General features: G+C 71.8%; 12 protein-coding genes and 1 pseudogene. 8 read left to right on the forward strand and 5 right to left on the reverse strand.

The features are described from left to right. Window positions 1-11 precede the first annotated feature (11 nt). Together AB0I41_RS10235 and AB0I41_RS10240 are read left to right on the forward strand one after the other, a co-directional pair. Complete coding sequence (locus AB0I41_RS10235) at window positions 12-2,204, forward strand: DUF262 domain-containing protein (protein ID WP_357104428.1); 2,193 nt, start codon at window positions 12-14, stop codon at window positions 2,202-2,204. A gap of 662 nt (window positions 2,205-2,866) precedes the next feature. Then, window positions 2,867-3,658 carry an alpha/beta fold hydrolase gene (locus AB0I41_RS10240; RefSeq protein WP_357104431.1) on the forward strand — a complete coding sequence of 264 codons (792 nt, stop codon included), beginning with the start codon at window positions 2,867-2,869 and terminating at the stop codon, window positions 3,656-3,658. Window positions 3,659-3,711: 53 nt separating this feature from the next. Here AB0I41_RS10240 and AB0I41_RS10245 read toward each other — a convergent pair. Next, window positions 3,712-3,988, reverse strand: a pseudogene (locus AB0I41_RS10245) (aldo/keto reductase); the annotation flags it as partial. 177 nt (window positions 3,989-4,165) lie between these two features. On the opposite strand from AB0I41_RS10245, the gene AB0I41_RS10250 reads away from it, so the two are divergent. From AB0I41_RS10250 to AB0I41_RS10260, 3 genes are all read left to right on the forward strand, one after another. After that, window positions 4,166-4,531: a YciI family protein gene (locus AB0I41_RS10250; protein WP_357104434.1), complete on the forward strand. Its 366-nt coding sequence runs from the start codon at window positions 4,166-4,168 to the stop codon at window positions 4,529-4,531. A gap of 378 nt (window positions 4,532-4,909) precedes the next feature. Continuing rightward, a complete protein-coding gene (gene pyk, locus AB0I41_RS10255; RefSeq protein WP_357104436.1) occupies window positions 4,910-6,358 on the forward strand; it encodes a pyruvate kinase in 1,449 nt (482 codons plus the stop codon). Continuing rightward, window positions 6,355-7,236 (forward strand): acyl-CoA thioesterase II, encoded by an 882-nt coding sequence (locus tag AB0I41_RS10260; RefSeq protein ID WP_357104438.1) that lies wholly within the window; start codon window positions 6,355-6,357, stop codon window positions 7,234-7,236. The genes pyk and AB0I41_RS10260 overlap by 4 nt, the downstream gene beginning before the upstream one ends. Here the strand turns inward: AB0I41_RS10260 and AB0I41_RS10265 are convergent, their stop codons facing one another. Further along, the gene (locus AB0I41_RS10265; protein ID WP_357104441.1) at window positions 7,237-9,009 is read right to left on the reverse strand and encodes an extracellular solute-binding protein; all 1,773 of its coding nucleotides are present in this window, start codon (window positions 9,007-9,009) and stop codon (window positions 7,237-7,239) included. It abuts the gene before it with no gap. 25 nt (window positions 9,010-9,034) lie between these two features. Beyond that, window positions 9,035-10,351, reverse strand: coding sequence for a serine/threonine-protein kinase (locus tag AB0I41_RS10270; RefSeq protein ID WP_357104444.1), 1,317 nt, complete (start codon window positions 10,349-10,351; stop codon window positions 9,035-9,037). Window positions 10,352-10,574: 223 nt separating this feature from the next. Here AB0I41_RS10270 and AB0I41_RS10275 point away from each other — a divergent pair, with 223 nt between their 5' ends. Beyond that, window positions 10,575-11,045 (forward strand): Rrf2 family transcriptional regulator, encoded by a 471-nt coding sequence (locus AB0I41_RS10275; RefSeq protein WP_357104447.1) that lies wholly within the window; start codon window positions 10,575-10,577, stop codon window positions 11,043-11,045. 118 nt (window positions 11,046-11,163) lie between these two features. Further along, window positions 11,164-12,120: a sulfite exporter TauE/SafE family protein gene (locus tag AB0I41_RS10280; RefSeq protein ID WP_357104450.1), complete on the forward strand. Its 957-nt coding sequence runs from the start codon at window positions 11,164-11,166 to the stop codon at window positions 12,118-12,120. Window positions 12,121-12,301: 181 nt separating this feature from the next. Here the strand turns inward: AB0I41_RS10280 and AB0I41_RS10285 are convergent, their stop codons facing one another. Beyond that, on the reverse strand, window positions 12,302-13,735 hold the full coding sequence (locus AB0I41_RS10285) for a pyridoxal-dependent decarboxylase (protein WP_357104452.1): 1,434 nt from the start codon (window positions 13,733-13,735) through the stop codon (window positions 12,302-12,304). 246 nt (window positions 13,736-13,981) lie between these two features. Then, a complete protein-coding gene (locus AB0I41_RS10290) occupies window positions 13,982-15,004 on the reverse strand; it encodes an LLM class flavin-dependent oxidoreductase (RefSeq protein ID WP_357104455.1) in 1,023 nt (340 codons plus the stop codon). A gap of 154 nt (window positions 15,005-15,158) precedes the next feature. Between AB0I41_RS10290 and AB0I41_RS10295 the strand changes: the two genes are divergently transcribed. Continuing rightward, entirely contained in the window at window positions 15,159-17,699 is a 2,541-nt protein-coding gene (locus tag AB0I41_RS10295) for a hypothetical protein (RefSeq protein WP_357104457.1), read from the forward strand. Window positions 17,700-17,727 lie beyond the last annotated feature (28 nt).

Genomic DNA, 17,727 nt, shown 5'->3' on the forward strand with positions numbered 1-17,727 from the left:
GAGGTGCAGACATGCCCGACGCTCCCATCCGAGGAGACGGCTTTACGATCCAGTTGCTGTTCAGCCAGTTCCAGTTCCGGCTCGATCCGTACCAGCGCGAGTACAGCTGGGGCCGGAAGGACGTCAAGGCGCTCATCGATGACCTCACCCATCACTTCAGAGGGGATTGGACGCCGGGGCACGAGCGGCGGGAGGTGCGCAACTACAAGCCCTACTTTCTCGGACCGTTCGTCTACTACCGCGACGACGATCTGGCGGCGCTCGTCGACGGGCAGCAACGCATTACCACGCTGCACCTGCTGCTCATCCACCTGCGACGGCTGGCGATCGAGGCGGACCGCCCCGAGTACCAGAACGACATCGCCGCTCTCGAACCGCTGATCGCCGGAACCTCCTACGGCGAACGTGCCTATGTCATCCGCTCCGACGAGCGCGCGGTGGTGCTGGAGGCGATCTTCGATGACAAGCAGTTCACATTGCCGCCGGACGCCGGCCCTTCGGTCGTCAACCTGTACGAACGTAGCCAGGAGATCAACGAAATCCTGCCGGAGGACATTCGGGACGAGGCCCTACCGCTGTTCATCCACTGGCTGCTGAACCGGGTCTGTCTGGTCGGCATCAATGCGAACGACCGTCGGCAGGGCTGGGAGATCTTCGAGACCATGAACGACCGGGGCGTACAACTCGGCCCCGCCGACCTATTGAAGAGCTTCCTGCTCCGGAAAGCCAGGAACCATGACAACCTTCCTCGGCTGGGGGAGGCCTGGAGCAGGGTGCTGACCACCCTCGGCGCCCGCGTTCAACAGGCGCCGACGAAGTTCCTCCAAGCGTTGCTGATCGGTCGGTACGCCGAAGATCTGGCCGAAGCGAGAGACATCGGCGTTTCCTTCCACGGCTGGGTTCAGGACAACGCCGAGGGACGCATGAACCTGGTGCACGCGCCCGACTTCGCCCGCTTCATCGAGCGGGATCTCGTACACTTCTCCGAGCGCTTCAGCACGCTGAACGCGGCGGCGCAGGTGCTCGAGCCGGGCCTCGAACCGGTCTTCTACAACGCCCGCAACGAGATCGACCAGATGCCGTTCCTGCTGGCGGCGCTGGATCCTGACGACACCGTCGCCCAGTTCCGTGACAAGGCTCGGCGGGTGGCCGGCTTCCTGGACTTGGTCTTCGTCCGCATGGTCGTCAACAACCGGTTCCGCAAGCCGGAGGATCTGTACGCGGAGGTCTTTCCGGCCATCCAGGAGCTGCGGCGTGCACGGGACATCGACGAGGTCTCCAAGGTGTTGGGGTGCCGTGTCGCCGAGTTGGACATCGACTTCACCGGCGTGAAGCGGTACGGTCTACGGCCTGACAACCTCGGCCAGGTTCGATACCTGCTGGCCCGACTGACGGCGTTCGTCGAAACCGAGTGTGGTAGATCCGACGAGATCGTCCGGTATCTCGACAGCGGTGAGCCCTTCGAGGTCGAGCACGTATGGGCGAACAAGTTCGACCGGCACCAAGCAGAGGTGAAGAACGAGGCCAACTTCCGGATGTACCGCAACCGCCTCGGCGCCCTGCTACTGCTGCAGAAGTCGCACAACGCCAGCTACCAGGACGCGCCCTTCGAACAGAAGGTGGAGTGGTACCGCGGCCAGAACCACCTCGCCGCAGCTCTGCATCCGGTCACCCACCAGCGCAACAAGCCGTTCACGGACGGGCTGGTCAAGAGGCGCGGCCTGGAGAAGCTGTTTCATGCGGTCGCCCGCTTCGACCTCGCGGCGATCGAAATGCGGCAACAGCTCTACGAGCGGCTCTGTGACATCATCTGGGAGCCGAGGCGGCTGGGTCTCTTCCTGCCACCGACTGCCGCCGTGACCGCGCCGCCCGTCCCAAAGACGGTGGCTCGGCGGACCCGAGCGCACTTCGGGGGAGTCACCGTGGCCCGCCTGGTCGAGGTTGGCGCCCTTGCGTCGGGGGAGCAGCTCGCGCTCACCTACAAGCAGACCAGTTACACGGCCCGCATCAACAGCGCCGGTCAGATTGAGCTGGCCAGTGGCGAGACGTTCGAGTCGCCATCGCCGGCCGGTTCCACCGTGACGGGCAAGCCGACGATGAACGGCTGGAGTGCCTGGAAGGTTCCTCGGCAGGGCAAATTGACACCACTATTCGACATTCGGGCGGACGCGTTGTCCCGCGGCCTTTTAGAGGAAGCGACGTGATGCCCGTTGAGGCTGGCGCTGCTCAGCGAAGGTTCGGCCGCGCAGCCCGTGACCGAGTTCTTGGCCGAGCCTGACGCCACCGGCCTGCCTGGGTTGGGGCCTCGTCTCCACCACTGGGAGACGGTTCGAGCCATAGGCCCGCACGGGTCGGGTGGGCCCGCACGCGGACACACCCGACGCCGCGCCCGGTCAGCGTCCGTAGCTGATCAGGACGTTGGCCGCCGGGACGATTAGCCGCCCCTGACTGCCCCCATCCCGGTCCGGGGAACCACCGCCTTCGTTCGGTGGGTAAATCGACGTGCCGGCCCGGGTGGACCAGGCGGCCGGATCGACCGCCCAGAGTATGCCGGTCTCCGAGCCGACGTGAACGTAGCCGCCGGCGATGATCGGGGGCGGCGAGATTGCCTTGGTGGCTACGCCGTCGGGTATCCGCGTCACAGCATGGACACACGCCTGAAACGCACCACTGTGGATGTCTTGTGGACCTTCCGGTGCCGCGTCCGATAGGCCGCTTCACACTCCCCTCGGGAGATCACGTTACCGGCCCGTAACTTGTTATTGACGTGTGCGAATTGTGACCCGCATTATCTTCCCACGATCGATCGGATCCCCCCCCACCCGCCGTCCCGGCTCCCCGGGTACCTCCCACCGGAGGTGCAGCCATGCTGCTCCGAACGATCCTCGCCGCCACCACCGCCGTCGCCGCACTGCTCGTCCCGGCCACCGCCGCCGCGGCCGCCCCCGACCGGACCACCGGCGCCGGCACCGTGGCCACGTCCACCACCACCACCGTGAGCGCCAATCCCGTTATCGTCATCGGCGGGCTGATCGGCGTCTCCATCGCGTACGAGCCGATCGCCGCCCGGCTGCGCGCCGACGGCTTCCGGGTGTCCATATACCAGCTCCCCGGGCTGGGCTTCGGCGACATTCGCGAGTCCGCTCGCGACTTCAAGACGTACGTCGACCAGGTGCGCGCCAGTACCGGGGCGGCCAAGGTGGACCTCGTCGCCCACTCCGAGGGCGGCCTCGTCTCCCGCTGGTACGTCAGGTTCCTCGGCGGCGCCGACGTCGTCGGCCGCTATGTCAGCCTGGGCAGCCCGCAGCAGGGCACCTACGCCGCCAACATCCTGAAGTTCGTCGGCCTCGGCAGCTGCGCCGGCATCGTCGCCTGCCAACAGATGTCGATCGGCTCCGACCTGCTCACCGCCCTCAACGACGGGGACGACACCCCCGGCGCCCTCCGCTGGGCCACCGTACGGACCTGGCAGGACGAGCTGGTCTGGCCGATCGACAACGCCTCGCTCGCGGACGGGGCGACCAACGTGCTGATCCAGAGCTGGTGCCCGCTGCGGGTGGTCGGCCACCTCGGCCTGGTCCTCGACGGGACCACCTACACCGTGGTCCGGCAGGTGCTCACCGACGCGGCCGTCCGGCCCAACTGTTTCGCCCTGTGAACCGGCGAACGGGCGGACGGGAGAGGCCCGCCCGTTCGGCACGACGGTCGGGCCGCCTTCGCCGGTGCCTCGTACTCGTCGTCGGTGAGCCGCACCTCGGCGGCGGCCACGCTCTCCGCCAGATGGTCCACGGAGGACGTACCCGGGATGGGAAGCATGACCGGCGATCGGCGCGACAGCCAGGCGAGCGCGAGTTGCGCGGGCGTCGCGTCGTGGCCGGTGGCGATGGCGTCCAGGGGGCCGCCCGGCTTCGTCAGGTTGCCGGTGGCGATCGGGAATCACGGGGATGAACGACAGGTCGTCGCGCTCGCAGTGGTCGAGGACGTCCTCGCACTGCGTCGGCCAGGTTGTGGAGGTCCGCGGACGAACGGCCCAGCGGGTCGGCAACCGGGTACGCCGGCGGGGCAGTTGGCCGGAGCGGCCGCTGCGCGCCGCCCCCGCGTGGGACGCTGTGCCCAGTCGGGATGACCGGCGCGGGGCGACGCCGGCAGCGCGGGAGGGGGCGCCATGACGGGTACGCCGCAGCTGGACTTCGCGCTCGACACGTACGAGTGCATCGTGCTCTACCCGGGGGCCGCCGGTCGGGCGCTGCCGGACGAGACCGTGCAGCGCTTGCAGGCCGAGCACTTCGAGCACATGCAGGCGTTGCAGCGGCGGGGGATCGTGCTGGTCGCCGGGTCGGTCGACGGCCCTGCCCGGGAGCCGGCGCCGCCGATCGGCTTCGGGCTGGCCCGTACCGGCTCGGTCGACGACGTGCGCAGCGTGATGGAGGCCGACCCGGCCGTGCAGGCGGGGCTCTACCAGGTCGACGTGATGACCTTCCTCTGCCCGGCCGGCTCGCTGGAGTTTCCGCTGGCCAAGGCGCAGAGCTAGGCGACTGTCGCCCGGGTGGCGGCGGTGGTCGCCGGGCGGGTGCCCGCTGGGAGGGCCCGCGCTCCCGCGCTGGTCGCCCGCTGCCGCGACGACCAGAGGCGATCTGCTCCGCCGTACCCACGCTGCCGGAGGCCATCGGCGTGGGGTGGGCGGCGCCCCGGCGGGCGTGCCTCGCGGGCGCGGGAGCGCCCCCGGCGGCGGGTGCGCACGAGCGGTACGATTCCCGGCGCGCGGTCGCCGATGCCCGCCACTCCCGACGTCCCCCGGTGCGGCCCCGTGCCCACCGGCCCCGCGCCCCGGCGGCGCGTCGATGGACAACTGTTCCGCAAGTCCGAAAGGGGTCGGCCCGCCGGTCGACCCGGAGGAGAGACTAGCCTGATGGGCGTGAACCGCCGCGCGAAGATCGTCTGCACTCTTGGCCCTGCCACCTCGTCTCCCGAGCGGATCCGGGGGCTCGTCGAGGCGGGCATGAACGTGGCCAGGCTCAACTTCAGCCACGGCAGTCACGCCGACCACGCGTCGGTGTACCGGCTGGTGCGGGAGGCGGCCGACGCCTCCGGGCACCCGGTCGCCGTCCTGGCCGACCTCCAGGGCCCCAAGATCCGCCTCGGCCGGTTCGCCGACGGCCCGCACGAGTGGCGCACCGGCGACTCCGTGGTGATCACCGGCGACGACATCCTGGGCTCCAAGGAGCGGGTCTCCTGCACCTACCGCAAGTTGCCGCAGGAGGTGAAGCCGGGCGACCGGCTGCTGATCGACGACGGCCGGGTCGCCGTCGAGGTCAGCGACGTCACCGGCAACGACATTCGTTGCCTGGTCACCGAGGGCGGCCCGGTCTCCAACAACAAGGGCGTCTCGCTGCCCAACGTGGCGGTCAGCGTCCCGGCCCTGTCCGAGAAGGACGCCGAGGACCTGCGCTTCGCCCTCGGCCTCGGCGTCGACATGATCGCGCTCTCCTTCGTCCGCTCGGCGGAGGACATCAAGCTCGTGCACGCGATCATGGCCGAGGAGGGCGTGCACCGCCCGGTGCTGGCCAAGGTGGAGAAGCCCGAGGCGGTCGACCACCTCGAGGCCATCGTGCTGTCCTTCGACGGCGTCATGGTCGCCCGCGGCGACCTGGGCGTCGAGCTCCCGCTGGACCAGGTGCCGCTGGTGCAGAAGCGCGCCGTGCAGCTCTGCCGGGAGAACGCCAAGCCGGTCATCGTGGCCACCCAGATGCTCGACTCCATGATCGAGAATTCCCGCCCGACCCGCGCCGAGGCCTCGGACGTCGCCAACGCGGTGCTCGACGGCGCGGACGCGGTGATGCTCTCCGGCGAGACCAGCGTCGGCAAGTACCCGGTGCTCACCGTCAGCACCATGGCGAAGATCGTCACCACCACCGAGTCCGGCTCGATCGGGGTGCCCCGGCTCCAGCACGACCCGCGTACCCACGGCGGCGCGCTCACCGTCGCCGCCTCCTCGATCGCGCGGGCCATCGGCGCCAAGGCACTGGTCGCCTTCTCGCAGACCGGCGACACCGTAAAGCGGCTCTCCCGGCTGCACTGCGACCTGCCGCTGCTGGCCTTCACCCCGGTGCCCGAGGTGCGCAACCAGCTCGCCCTCTGCTGGGGCGTGGAGACCTTCCTGATGCCGTTCGTGGAGCACACCGACGACATGTTCCGCCAGGTCGACCAGGCACTGCTCGGCCTCAACCGGGCCAATCCCGGCGACTACGTGGTGATCGTGGCGGGCAGCCCGCCCGGCACCCCGGGCTCCACCAACACGCTGCGGGTGCACCAGCTCGGCTCGCTGGTCGACGCGGCCTCCGCGCGGGCCCTGCAGTGACCGAGCGTCCGGCGGCCGGCCAGGCCGCGGTCGACCAGCTGCTGGAGGTCCTCGACCTCGACCACACCGGCGAGATGACCTTCCGGGGGATGAGCCCCCCGGTCGGTCCGCAGCGGGTGTACGGCGGGCAGGTCGCCGGCCAGGCCCTGGTGGCCGCCGGACGCAGCGTCGACCCCGAACGTTTCGTGCACTCGCTGCACGGCTACTTCGTGCGCCCCGGCGACCCGGCGGAGCCGATCGAGTACCAGGTGGAGAACGTCCGCGACGGCCGGTCCTTCTCGGTGCGCCGCTCGGTCGCCCTCCAGCACGGCAAGCCGATCTTCTTCATGTCGGCCTCGTTCCAGCGGCAGGAGGAGGGCCTGGACCACCAGGCCCCGACGCCGCCGGACGTGCCCGGGCCGGAAGACGTGCCCACCATGACCGACCGGCTCTCCCGCTACCCGGAGCGGCTCGGCATCTGGGGGCAGATCCCGCGCCCCATCGACGTGCGCTACGTCGGCGAGCCCGGCTGGGTACGCCCCGGCGACCGCCCCGCCGACCCGTACCAGCGGGTCTGGATGCGCATCGACGGCAAGCTGCCGGACGATCCGCTGCTGCACGCGTGCGCCCTCACGTACGCCTCCGACCTGACCCTGCTCGACTCGGTGCTCTCGGTGCACGGCGAGGTCTGGGGTCCCGGTGGCGTGGTCGGAGCGAGCCTCGACCACGCGCTGTGGTTCCACCGGTCGTTCCGGGCCGACGAGTGGTTCCTCTACGACTGCTGGAGCCCGTCGGCCTCCGGCGCACGGGGGCTGGCCACCGGCCGGATGTTCACCACCGAGGGCCGGCACATCGCCAGCGCCGTGCAGGAGGGTCTGCTGCGCCGCGTCGGCGCGTGATCAGAAGCTGCTGACCACCTTCACCAACGCCTCGTCGATCGTGGCGGGGTCCTTGGCGTCGAACGCCTTGCCGGCGGACGCCTTGGCGATCCGGTCGAGGGAGGCGAGGTCGGACTGCTGGTCGAAGGCGACGCAGAAGACCTTGACCGGCCGCTCCGGGTCCAGCGCGATGTCCCGCAGCAGCCGGTCGAGGTCGCTGTCCTTCGGGTACTCGTTCTTGCCGTCGGTGAGCACGACCACCGCGTTGATCCGGTTCGGGTCGTAGTTGTCGAGCAGGTTGCGGTGCGCCGCGCGGACCGTCGCGTACAGGGCGGTGTTGCCCGCGATCCGCAGCCCGGCGAGCTTGCGGGTGAACGCCGCCCGGTCGAGCGGCGAGAGCCGCACCTCCTCGCTGTACGGCTTCTTCGGCCGCTGCGGGGTCTCGCTGGAGAACGACCAGAGCGCCACCTGGTCGGCGGAGTTCAGCAGGCCGATCGCCTTCCCGGCGGCGCCGGTCGCCACCTTGAACCGGGTCTGGTCGCCGACGCTGGCCTTCATCGAGCCCGAGGTGTCCACGGCGAGCAGGATGTTGGCCTTCTTGCGCAGGGTGTCCCACCCGTCGAGGATCGCGTCGACCACCTCCGGCTCCGGCGGGTCGAAGTAGTTGAGCGGGTCGGCGCCCGGCCCGGGCACCGCGGCCAGGAGCGAATCGGCGGGGCGGCGTTCCTTGTCCCGGAAGCCCAGCTCGGCGAAGCTGCGCTGCTGCGGGGCGTCCTGGAGGAAGGCGAGGAAGTCCTTGGCGGCCTCGCGCTGCGCCGGGTCGGCCGAGGGCAGCACCACGTACGGGTGGTCGAGGTTGAACGTCCCCTCCTTCGGGTGGATCGCCACCAGGGGAACCCGGGGCTTGCGCCCCGGGGTGGGGCTGAGCTGGCCCTGGTTGTACAGGTAGACCAGTTCCTCCTGGAGGACGATCGCGCTCATGTCGGTGGCCGGGGCGCCGCCGGTGGTGGCGGCGGCGTCCGCCTCGGCGAGGTCGCGCAGCAGGTCCACCGAGTCGTCGCTGTAGTGCGAGACGTTGGCCTCGATCCGCCGGACGAACTGGGTCACCGCGGGCTGGGCGAGGTCCTCCTCGATCAGGTCGCTGGTCCGGTTGACCGCCGCGTAGTAGGTGGCGATGGTGGCGGCCAGCCCCGAGGTGGACAGGTGGGGGTTGTCCTTGCCGAAGGTGAACCGGCCCCACTCGGGCCGCCCGAACGCCGCCCAGCCGGTGTCGCCGGAGAGGCCGAGGACGTCCGCCCAGCCGAGCGGGCCGCGCTGCTGCACCACTTCGCCCTTGTCCCGGGGCATGGCGATGACCAGGGGACTGTTCGCGATCGACGGGTACCGGTCGGGAGTCTGCGGGGCCCGGCCCGCCGCCTTGTCGAGGATGCGCAGCTGCCCGGTCCACAGCGACGAGGTGGGCAGCCACACCTGCGGCGCCGGCAGTTGCGACCGGGTGCGCGCCCAGTCGCCGGCCAGCGCCTCCATCGCCTCGCCCGAGTTCAGGCCGTGCACGCTCACCTTGGCGCAGCGTCCGCCGAAGCGCCGGTCGGCGGCGTTGTACCGCTCGGCGAGCCGCCCGACCAGCTCGCTCTTCTCGGTGGAGGAGTTGACCTCCAACGCCACGCAGTCGGCCCGGTTTGCGTCGGGCGCCGGCCGGACGAACAGGTACGCCGCGGCGATGACCGCGAGTCCGGCGACCACGGCCGCCGCGTACGGCAGCCACGGCCGGGCGGGACGCTGACCGGTGACCATCGGGTCCTCCAGGGGGGTCGGCGGGTCAGGCGCCGGTACGGGGTGCCGGCACGGGCTGGTCGGTGGCGACGGGCGGGGGACCGTCCGGTTCGGCGGCTGTGGTCAGCGCGGCGGCGACCAGCAGACGGACACCGTAGACCACGACGAAGGTGACCGCGCCCACGGCGGTGGCGGTGCCCACGGCGGTCGACGCGACGTACCCGGCGGCCGCGCCGACCGAGCCGAGGAAGATCGCGGTCGAGACGCCCCAGGGGTCGGCGTACTGCCGGCGCAGCCGCCGGGCCCAGCCGTCCGGGCGGGCCGGCCCGGCCCGGCCGTCCCGCGGGCGGTTCGGGGCCGGCGCCGACTGCCGCGGCGCCGGTGCGAGCGGCTGGTCGACCACTGTGGGCGCCGGCGCGAGCGGCTGGTCGACCACTGTGGGCGCCGGCGGTGCCGGTGCCGGTGTCGGTTGGGGGCGGGCCACCGGCTGGGTGGCGGCGGCGGCGTTGCCGGCCCGCAGCACGGACTGGATCGGCAGGTCCGTCCCGGCGCGCGCGCCGTCCCCGAGCAGCCGCAGCAGGACCTCCTCGGCGCGGGGCCGGACCCGGTGGTCCTTGTCCAGGCACTGCGCGATCAGGTCGGCCAGCGGGCCGGAGAGCCCGGTCAGTTCGGGCGGGTCGTGCAGGACCCGGTGCATCACCACGGCCACCGCCCCGGTGCCGAACGGCGGCCGCCCCGCCGCCGCGAAGGCGATGGTGCCCGCCCAGGCGAACACGTCGCTGGCCGGCCCGACCTCCTCGTCACGGAACCGCTCCGGCGCCATGTAGGGGGCGGTGCCCATGATTCGGCTGGTCATCGTCTCGGTCACGTCGAGCGCCCGGGCGATGCCGAAGTCGATCACCCGGGGGCCGTCGGCCCCGAGGATCACGTTGTCCGGCTTGAGGTCGCAGTGCACCACGTCGGACTGGTGGATCGCGGCGAGCGCGGTGGCGGTGCCCACGGCCAGCCGGTGCAGCGGGTTCCCGGCGACCGGGCCGTGCTCCCGCACGTGCCGTTGCAGGGTGACGCCCTCGATGAACTCGCTCACCACGTACGGCAGGTCGCCGTCGACGTCGGCGAAGAGGATCTGCGCGGTGCAGAACGGCGCCACCCGCCGGGCGGCGGCGATCTCCTTGGCGAACTGGGACTTTGCCCGCGGGTGCTGGTGCAGGTCCACGTTGATCACCTTGACCGCGACCCACCGGCCCTGCGCGTCGCGGCCCAGGTAGACCACGCCCTGGCCGCCCGCGCCGAGCCGGCCGAGCAGTTCGTACGGCCCGGCCTGCCGCGGGTCCCGCGGATTCAGCGGCGTTACGTCCGGCATCGCTGTCGCTGCCCCTATCGGCCGGCGGTGCTCGCGTGTGCGAGGGTGGGTGGTCCTCCGGCACCCACGCCGGCGACACGGGTATGGTGCCATGGCCGCGCCACCGTGCGGTGCCGCCCGGCCGACTGTGGGATGCGCGCCGGCCGGCGAGGCGCCGGACCGGTCGGCCGTTCGGTGGAGGGCGGCGACCCGGCGGGCTGGTCAGCCGACTAGCCTTGCCGTCATGCGCCTCTCCGCCCGGGTCGACTATGCCCTCCGTGCGGCCGCCGAGCTGGCCTCGGTCGCCGACGGCGCGAGTGCCGGGCGGTCCCGCCCGGTGACCGCCGAGCAGATCGCCCGGGCCCAGGAAATCCCGCCGAAGTTCCTGGAGAGCATCCTGCTCCAGCTGCGCCGGGGTGGCATCGTGCACGCCCAGCGCGGGCCCGAGGGCGGCTACTGGCTGGCCCGGCCCGCCGCCGAGATCTCGCTGGCGGAGGTGATCCGGGTCATCGACGGGCCGCTGGCCCACGTGCGCGGGCAGCGCCCCGAGGAGCTCGGCTACCACGGCCCGGCCCGGTCGTTGCAGGAGGTCTGGATCGCGCTGCGGGCCAGCGAGCGGGAGATCCTGGAGCAGGTGAGCATCGGCGACGTCGCCGCCGGGGCGCTGCCGGACCGGATCACCGAGCTGGCCGCCGACCCCCGCGCCTGGAGCTGAGCCCGGGCCCACCCGTCCGGCGCGTCCCACCCACCGACAGGGGACTTGACCCGGCCCCCGTCGTGCCGCATTGTCGACCAAGTCGATAGGAGATGCCGAGAAGTTCGGAGGGGTGCGCGTGCGCAAGCTTCTGGTCCTCGCCCTGGTCGGGCTGGCCGCCCAACTCGTCGACGGGGCGCTCGGCATGGCGTACGGGTTGACCTCGTCCACCCTGCTGCTCTTCGCCGGGGTCGCCCCGGCCGCCGCCTCCGCCTCGGTGCACCTGGCCGAGATCGGCACCACGCTCGCCGCCGGCGTCGCGCACTGGCGCTTCGGCAACGTCGACTGGCGGGTGGTCGCCCGGATCGCCGTGCCGGGCGCGCTCGGCGCCTTCGCCGGGGCCACCTTCCTCAGCGCGATCTCCACCGAGTCGGCCGCGCCGTGGATGGCGGGCATCCTCTTCGTGCTCGGCGCGTACCTGCTGGTCCGCTTCTCCCGGCCGCTGCGCCCCCGGCCGGCCGCCGGGCGGCTGCGCGGCCGGTTCCTCGGCCCGCTCGGCCTGGTCGCCGGCTTCGTCGACGCCACCGGCGGCGGGGGATGGGGCCCGGTCGCCACGCCCGCGCTGCTGGTCTCCGGCCGGCTGGAGCCGCGCAAGGTGATCGGCTCCGTCGACACCGCCGAGTTCGTGGTCGCCGGCGCGGCCAGCATCGGCTTCCTGATCGGCCTGGGCAGCCAGGGCTTCCTGCTGCCCACGGTGGCCGCGCTGCTGGTCGGTGGCCTGATCGCCGCGCCGGTCGCCGCCTGGCTGGTCCGCGTCGTCCCGGCCCAACTGCTCGGCGCGACCATCGGCGGCGTCATCGTGCTGACCAACGCCCGCACCCTGCTGCGCGCCGGCGAGCTGGGCGGCGCCGCCCGCCCGGCGGCCTACGCACTGCTCGCCGTCGGCTGGGCGGTCGCGCTGACGCTGGCCGTGCGCGCGCTGCGCCGTACCCGCCGGGCCCGTGACACCGTGGACGCCGCCCTGTCCGCGACCGCCCACCCCGCGACCGCCGAGCCCGCCCGGTCCGCGCCCCGGCTGGCCGCCGCCGACCGTTGACCACCGGCGGGGATATGCCCGCCGAGCCCCCGGCGGCCGGATGCCGTCCTCGCCGTGATGCAGCGTGAGGGGCGGGCAAGGCGACATCACGATGAGCGTGATACCTCCGAGGCATCAAAATTCCTCTCAGGTATCACGCTCGTGCGTCACCCGCGCCCCCGCGAAGGCGGGGCCGGCGGCGTCAACCGGCGAGGAGGTCGGTCGCCGCGGCCGCCAACAGCTCCCAGGCCTCGTCCACGTGCTCCTCGGCGGTCAGCGGCGAGCCGACCGCGAGCCGCAGCGTGTACCGCCCGGCGATCCGGGTGTGCGTCAGGTGCACCCGGCCGGTGCCGTTGACCCGGTCCAGCAGCGCGGCGCTCGCCTCGTCGCCGGCTCCCAGCCGGAAGCAGACCAGCGAGAACGGGTGCGGCGCGGCCAGCTCGAAGCGCTCGTCGGCGGCCACCCGGGCGGCGAACCGGTCGGCCAGCGCCACGCCGGAACGGATGTGCGCCCGCAACCCCTCGACGCCGTACCAGCGCAGCACGAACCAGAGCTTCAGCGCGCGGAAGCGCCGCCCCAGCGGCACCTGCCAGTCCCGGTAGTCGATCACCGCGCCGGACTCGGTCGCCGCGTTGCGCAGGAACTCCGGCATCACCGTCAACGCCTCGATCAGCTCACCCCGGTCGGCCACCCAGAACGCGTCGCAGTCGAAGCCGGTGAGCAGCCACTTGTGCGGATCGAAACAGTACGAATCGGCGTGCTCCAGCCCGGCGTGCGACCAGCGCAGCTCCGGGCAGACCGCCGCCGCCCCCGCGTACGCGGCGTCGACGTGCAGCCAGACGCCGTACTCGGCGCAGACGGCCCCGATCTCCGGCAGCGGGTCGACGGCGGTCGTGGAGGTCGTCCCGATGGTGGCCACCACGATGGCCGGTACGTCCCCGGCGGCCCGGTCCGCCTCGATCGCCGCGCGCAGCGCCTCCGGGCGCATCGCCAGCGTCTCCGGGTCCACCTCGATCGGGCGCACCCCGTCCTCGCCCAGCCCGGCGATCCGCGCCGCCTTCTCGATCGACGAGTGCCCCTGGGTGGACGTGTACGCCCGGTACCGGCGGTCGACGCCCACCGTGCGCCACCGGCCCCCGCCGGCCCGATGCAGCGCGCCCAGCGTGGCGACCAGGGTGGCTGAGGAGGCGGAGTCCTGGATCACCCCGCCGCCCCGCCCGGTCGAGCGGAAGCGCTCCGGCAGGTCGAGCAGCCCGGCGAGCCAGTCCAGCATCACCGTCTCCAGCTCGGTGCAGGCCGGGCCGGTGGCCCAGAGCATGCCCTGCACGCCGAGCCCGGAGCTGACCAGGTCGCCGAGCACGCTGGGGCCGGAGGTGTTGGCCGGGAAGTAGCCGAAGAACCCGGGGTGCTGCCAGTGGGTCAGCCGGGGCGCGATCAGGGTGTCCAGGTCGGCGAGCACGGCCGCCACCGGCTCGCCGTGCTCGGGCGGGGCCGCGGGCAGTGCCGCGGCCACCGCGCCCGGCGGGTCCTGCGAGGTCACCGGTCGGTTCCCGAGCGTCGTCCAGTAGTCGGCGATCCAGTCCACCACGGCGTACCCGGCGCGGCGGAACTCCTCCGGGTCCATGTGCTCAGCCATCCGAAGAGTCGACCAAACCGATCCCGTACGGACAAGGGGGCTTCGGTGCCGGGCGGCCGTTGCGCGCGGGGCGGGCCGGGAAAGCAGGCACCGGGTCGCCAGCCGCGGAATCCGCACAGCTGGCGACCCGGTGCACCACACCGCAGCACCCCCGACCCGTCCCGACCGGGAGTGCCGTACCACCACCGGTCACCAAGTTAGGGGCGCCGCGCGACGGTGGGGTGACGTGGGCATGAAGAGCGTGTTTCAGGCATTCCGCGTGAGCCCGCCGGCCACCTCGTCGGCGACCAGCTCGAACGAGCGCACCCGCTCGGCCACGTCGTACACCATGGTCGTGATCATCAGCTCGTCCGCGCCGGTGCGCGCCACCAGGTCGCCGAGCTGCCGGCGGACCGTCTCCGGCGAGCCCATCGCCTGCCCGTCCCGGCGCTGCAGGACGAACTCGCGCTCGAACTCGTTGTACGGGTACGCCGCCGCCTCCTCGGGCGTCGCGAGCGGCTCCGGCCGACCGGAGCGCAGCTTGAGGAACGACAGCGCGCTCGGCCCGGCCAGCCACTCGGCCCGCTCGTCGGTCTCCGCGCAGACCACGTTGACCGCGACCATCGCGTACGGCTCCTCCAGCCAGCGCGACGGGCGGAAGTTCTGCCGGTACAGCTGCAACGCGGGCAGCGTGTTCCGCGCGCTGAAGTGGTGCGCGAACGAGAACGGCAACCCGAGCAGCCCGGCCAGCTGGGCGCTGAAGCCGCTGGACCCGAGCAGCCAGACCGAGGGGGACTGGCCGAGCCCCGGGGTGGCGGTGATCTGCCCCGGCTCGTCGCCGCTGAAGTAGTTCATCAGGTCCGCCAGCTCGCGCGGGAAACCCTCCGCCGACAGCCCCTCCATGGTGCGGCGCAGCGCCAGCGCGGTCACCTGGTCGGTGCCCGGCGCGCGGCCGATGCCCAGGTCGATCCGGCCCGGGTGCAGCGCCTCCAGCGTGCCGAACTGCTCGGCCACCACCAGCGGCGCGTGGTTGGGCAGCATCACACCACCGGAGCCCAGCCGGATCGTCGAGGTGTGCGCCGCCAGGTGGGCCAGCAGCACCGCCGGCGCGGAGCTGGCGATCGCCGGCATGTTGTGGTGCTCGGCCACCCAGAACCGCCGGTAGCCCAGCTCCTCGGTGCGGCGCGCCAGCTCGGTGGTGGCCCGCAGGGCCTCCCCGGCGGACGCCCCACGGGCCACGGGCGCAAGATCAAGAACAGACACCGGTACGTCGATCACGGATGTGAACAACCAACCCCGGGCCCCGATTGTTCCGGCCCTGATCCACGTCACATCGCCGGTCAGGCCCGGCCGGCGCGCAGCCCCGTCGCGGGGCTGCGGGGAAGACGATCCTGCCATATCGTGAGCCGTCCATCGATCAATGTGACACGGGGCAGTGATGGCAGTGAGTCACGTACGAAGTCGGCCTCATCTGGGCCGGCGGGCGGTTGCGACCGCCGCGGCGCTGCTGCTGGCGGTGGTGGCCGGGGCCTCGTCGCCGGCGCACGCCGCCGACCTGGCCTTCACCAACGGCAGCTTCGAGAACGATCTCGCCGGGTGGAAGCAGTTCGGCGGGGACGCGAACACCACCGCCACGGTGGCGACGTCCCCGGCCCCGGTGTCCAGCGGCCAGCGCAGTGCTCGGATCACCGACTCCAGCGGCGTCAGCAGCATCGGGCTGGAGAGCGGCTCGATGACCGCGAAGGCGGGCACCCGCTACACCGCCTTCGCCCGGTTCTACGCCGAGTCCGGCACGCCGTCGCTCTACCTGCGTTTCTACGACGCGGCGAACACGCTGGTCGGCAACTTCTACACCGTGTCGAGCGGCGCACCGGGGACATGGAGCAACGTCCGGATCAGCGGGTCGGCCCCGACCGGCACCACCCGCATGACCGTGCTGCCCTACTCTGCCAAGGACAACGTCGGCTCCTTCTACGTCGACGAGGTCGCGGTCTCCGCCCAGCTCACCGACCTGGGTGAGCAGATCGACTCCGCCCAGGTCAACGGCAGCACCTTCGGCCTCGGTGCCAACCAGGACAAGGTGTACGGAGTCTTCACCAGCTCCAACGACGTCGTCGCCAACCCCGCGCAGTTCGCGACGATCGACGTCGACACCAACGCGGTCGTCACCGGCTCCGCCACCAAGCTGCCTGGCGCATCCGTCGGCTGGGCCGCGACCACCGCCACCGACGGCTCGGTCTACTTCGGCACCACCCAGAACGGCCACCTGTTCCGCCACGTCCCGGGCATCACCGGCGTCATCGACCTGGGCCAGGCCGTGGCCGGCGACACCGTCGTCTGGGATCTGACCCCTGGCCTCAACGGGCGGGTCTACGGCGGCACCTACGACAGCGGTGGCTACTTCACGTACCAGCCGGGGTACAACGTGGTCACCATCGGCGCGCCGATGCTGCCCGGCAAGCTGTACGTGCGCAGCCTGGCCTTCGACCCCGCGACCGAGACCACGTACCTCGGCATGGGCACCAGCGCCGCGCTCGTCGCGTACAACCGGATCACGACCAAGAAGCAGGAGATCGGCCTTCCGGCACGGTACGCGACCGCGCCGGAGACCATGGTCGGCGGTCTCACCTGGACCGGCGGTCGGCTCTTCATGGTGATGGCCAGCGGGGCGCTCTCCGTCCTCAGGATCGTCGAGGGCTCCAACGGCACGCTGACCGCGGTCGAGGAGGCGTACCTGGACAAGTCCGCGCTCGCCGTGTCGCCCGAGCGCAACGGCAAGGTCTACGTGATGAGCCGCGGCCAGCTCCAGGAGTACGACATCGCGGCGAAGACGTTCACCCCGCTCGGCATCACCACCCCCATCACCACCAGCAGCTTCGGCTGGGTGGACCTCGCCGACCAGGCCGCCTGGCCGGGCACCACGCTGGTCATGGTCGGCCACGGCTCGGACGGCGACACCTACCTGTTCAAGTACGACACGGCGGGCCGGCGGGGCGAGACCAAGGTGGTCACCGGCACCCCCCGACTCGCGCAGGACATCAGCGCCATCGGCGCCGGCTCCGACGGCAAGATCTACACCGGCGGGTTCCTGGTCGGCGGCACCGGGGCGTACCAGCCGGTGCGCGGCGACGGCAACGACACGGTCCCGGACGAGCCGGTGCGGTGGGGCCTCACCCAGGCCGAGGTCATCACCACTCAGGGCGGCAAGACCTACTTCGCCACCTACCCGAGCGCCCAGGTCTACGAGTACGACCCGACCCTTCCCTGGGAGAAGGGCGTCAACCCGAGCCGGCTCTTCTACCTGTCGGGGTATGGCCAGGACCGGCCGTACGCGCTCGTCGTCGGCGGCGGAAAGCTCTTCGTCGGCACGGTGCCGAAGTACGGCGCCTTCAACGGGGCCCTCTCCGTCTACGACCTGACCACGAGGGGCGAGCCCACGGTCTACCAGAACTTCATCCAGGACCAGGGTGTGGTGGCGCTGGCGTACCACAACGGCAAGCTCTATGGCGGCAGCACGATTCGGGGCGGCCTCGGGGTGGAGAACATCCCTCGCGCCACCGAGGCGCGGTTCTTCGTCTACGACCCGGCCACGAACACCAAGACCGAGTACCCGATGCCGGCGGGCGTCACCGCCCTCACCGCGCTCGCCGTGGTCGACGGCAAGATCTGGGGCCTCGCCGAGGGGCAGCTGTTCATCTTCGACCCGGCCACGGCGAAGTTCACCACGCCCCCCACCAACAAGTTCCTGGAGATCGACTACAAGTACGGCATCTGGGAGGACGCCAAGCTCACCACCGTCCCACAGGACACGGCCAACGTGTACGGCGTCATCGGCCACACGTTGTTCAAGATCAACAAAACGACCCTGGAGGTGACGAGACTGGTCACCGGCGACACGCAGCACCCCGTCGACCACCTCGCCGTCGACCAGTACGGCAACCTCTACTACAACAGCGACCACAAGCTCTACCGCTACGCACCGTGACTGGCGTCCGGTGGGCGGGGCCGAACCC

Origin of the sequence: Micromonospora sp. NPDC050200 (assembly GCF_040656135.1) — a bacterium.
GTDB lineage: Bacteria > Actinomycetota > Actinomycetes > Mycobacteriales > Micromonosporaceae > Micromonospora.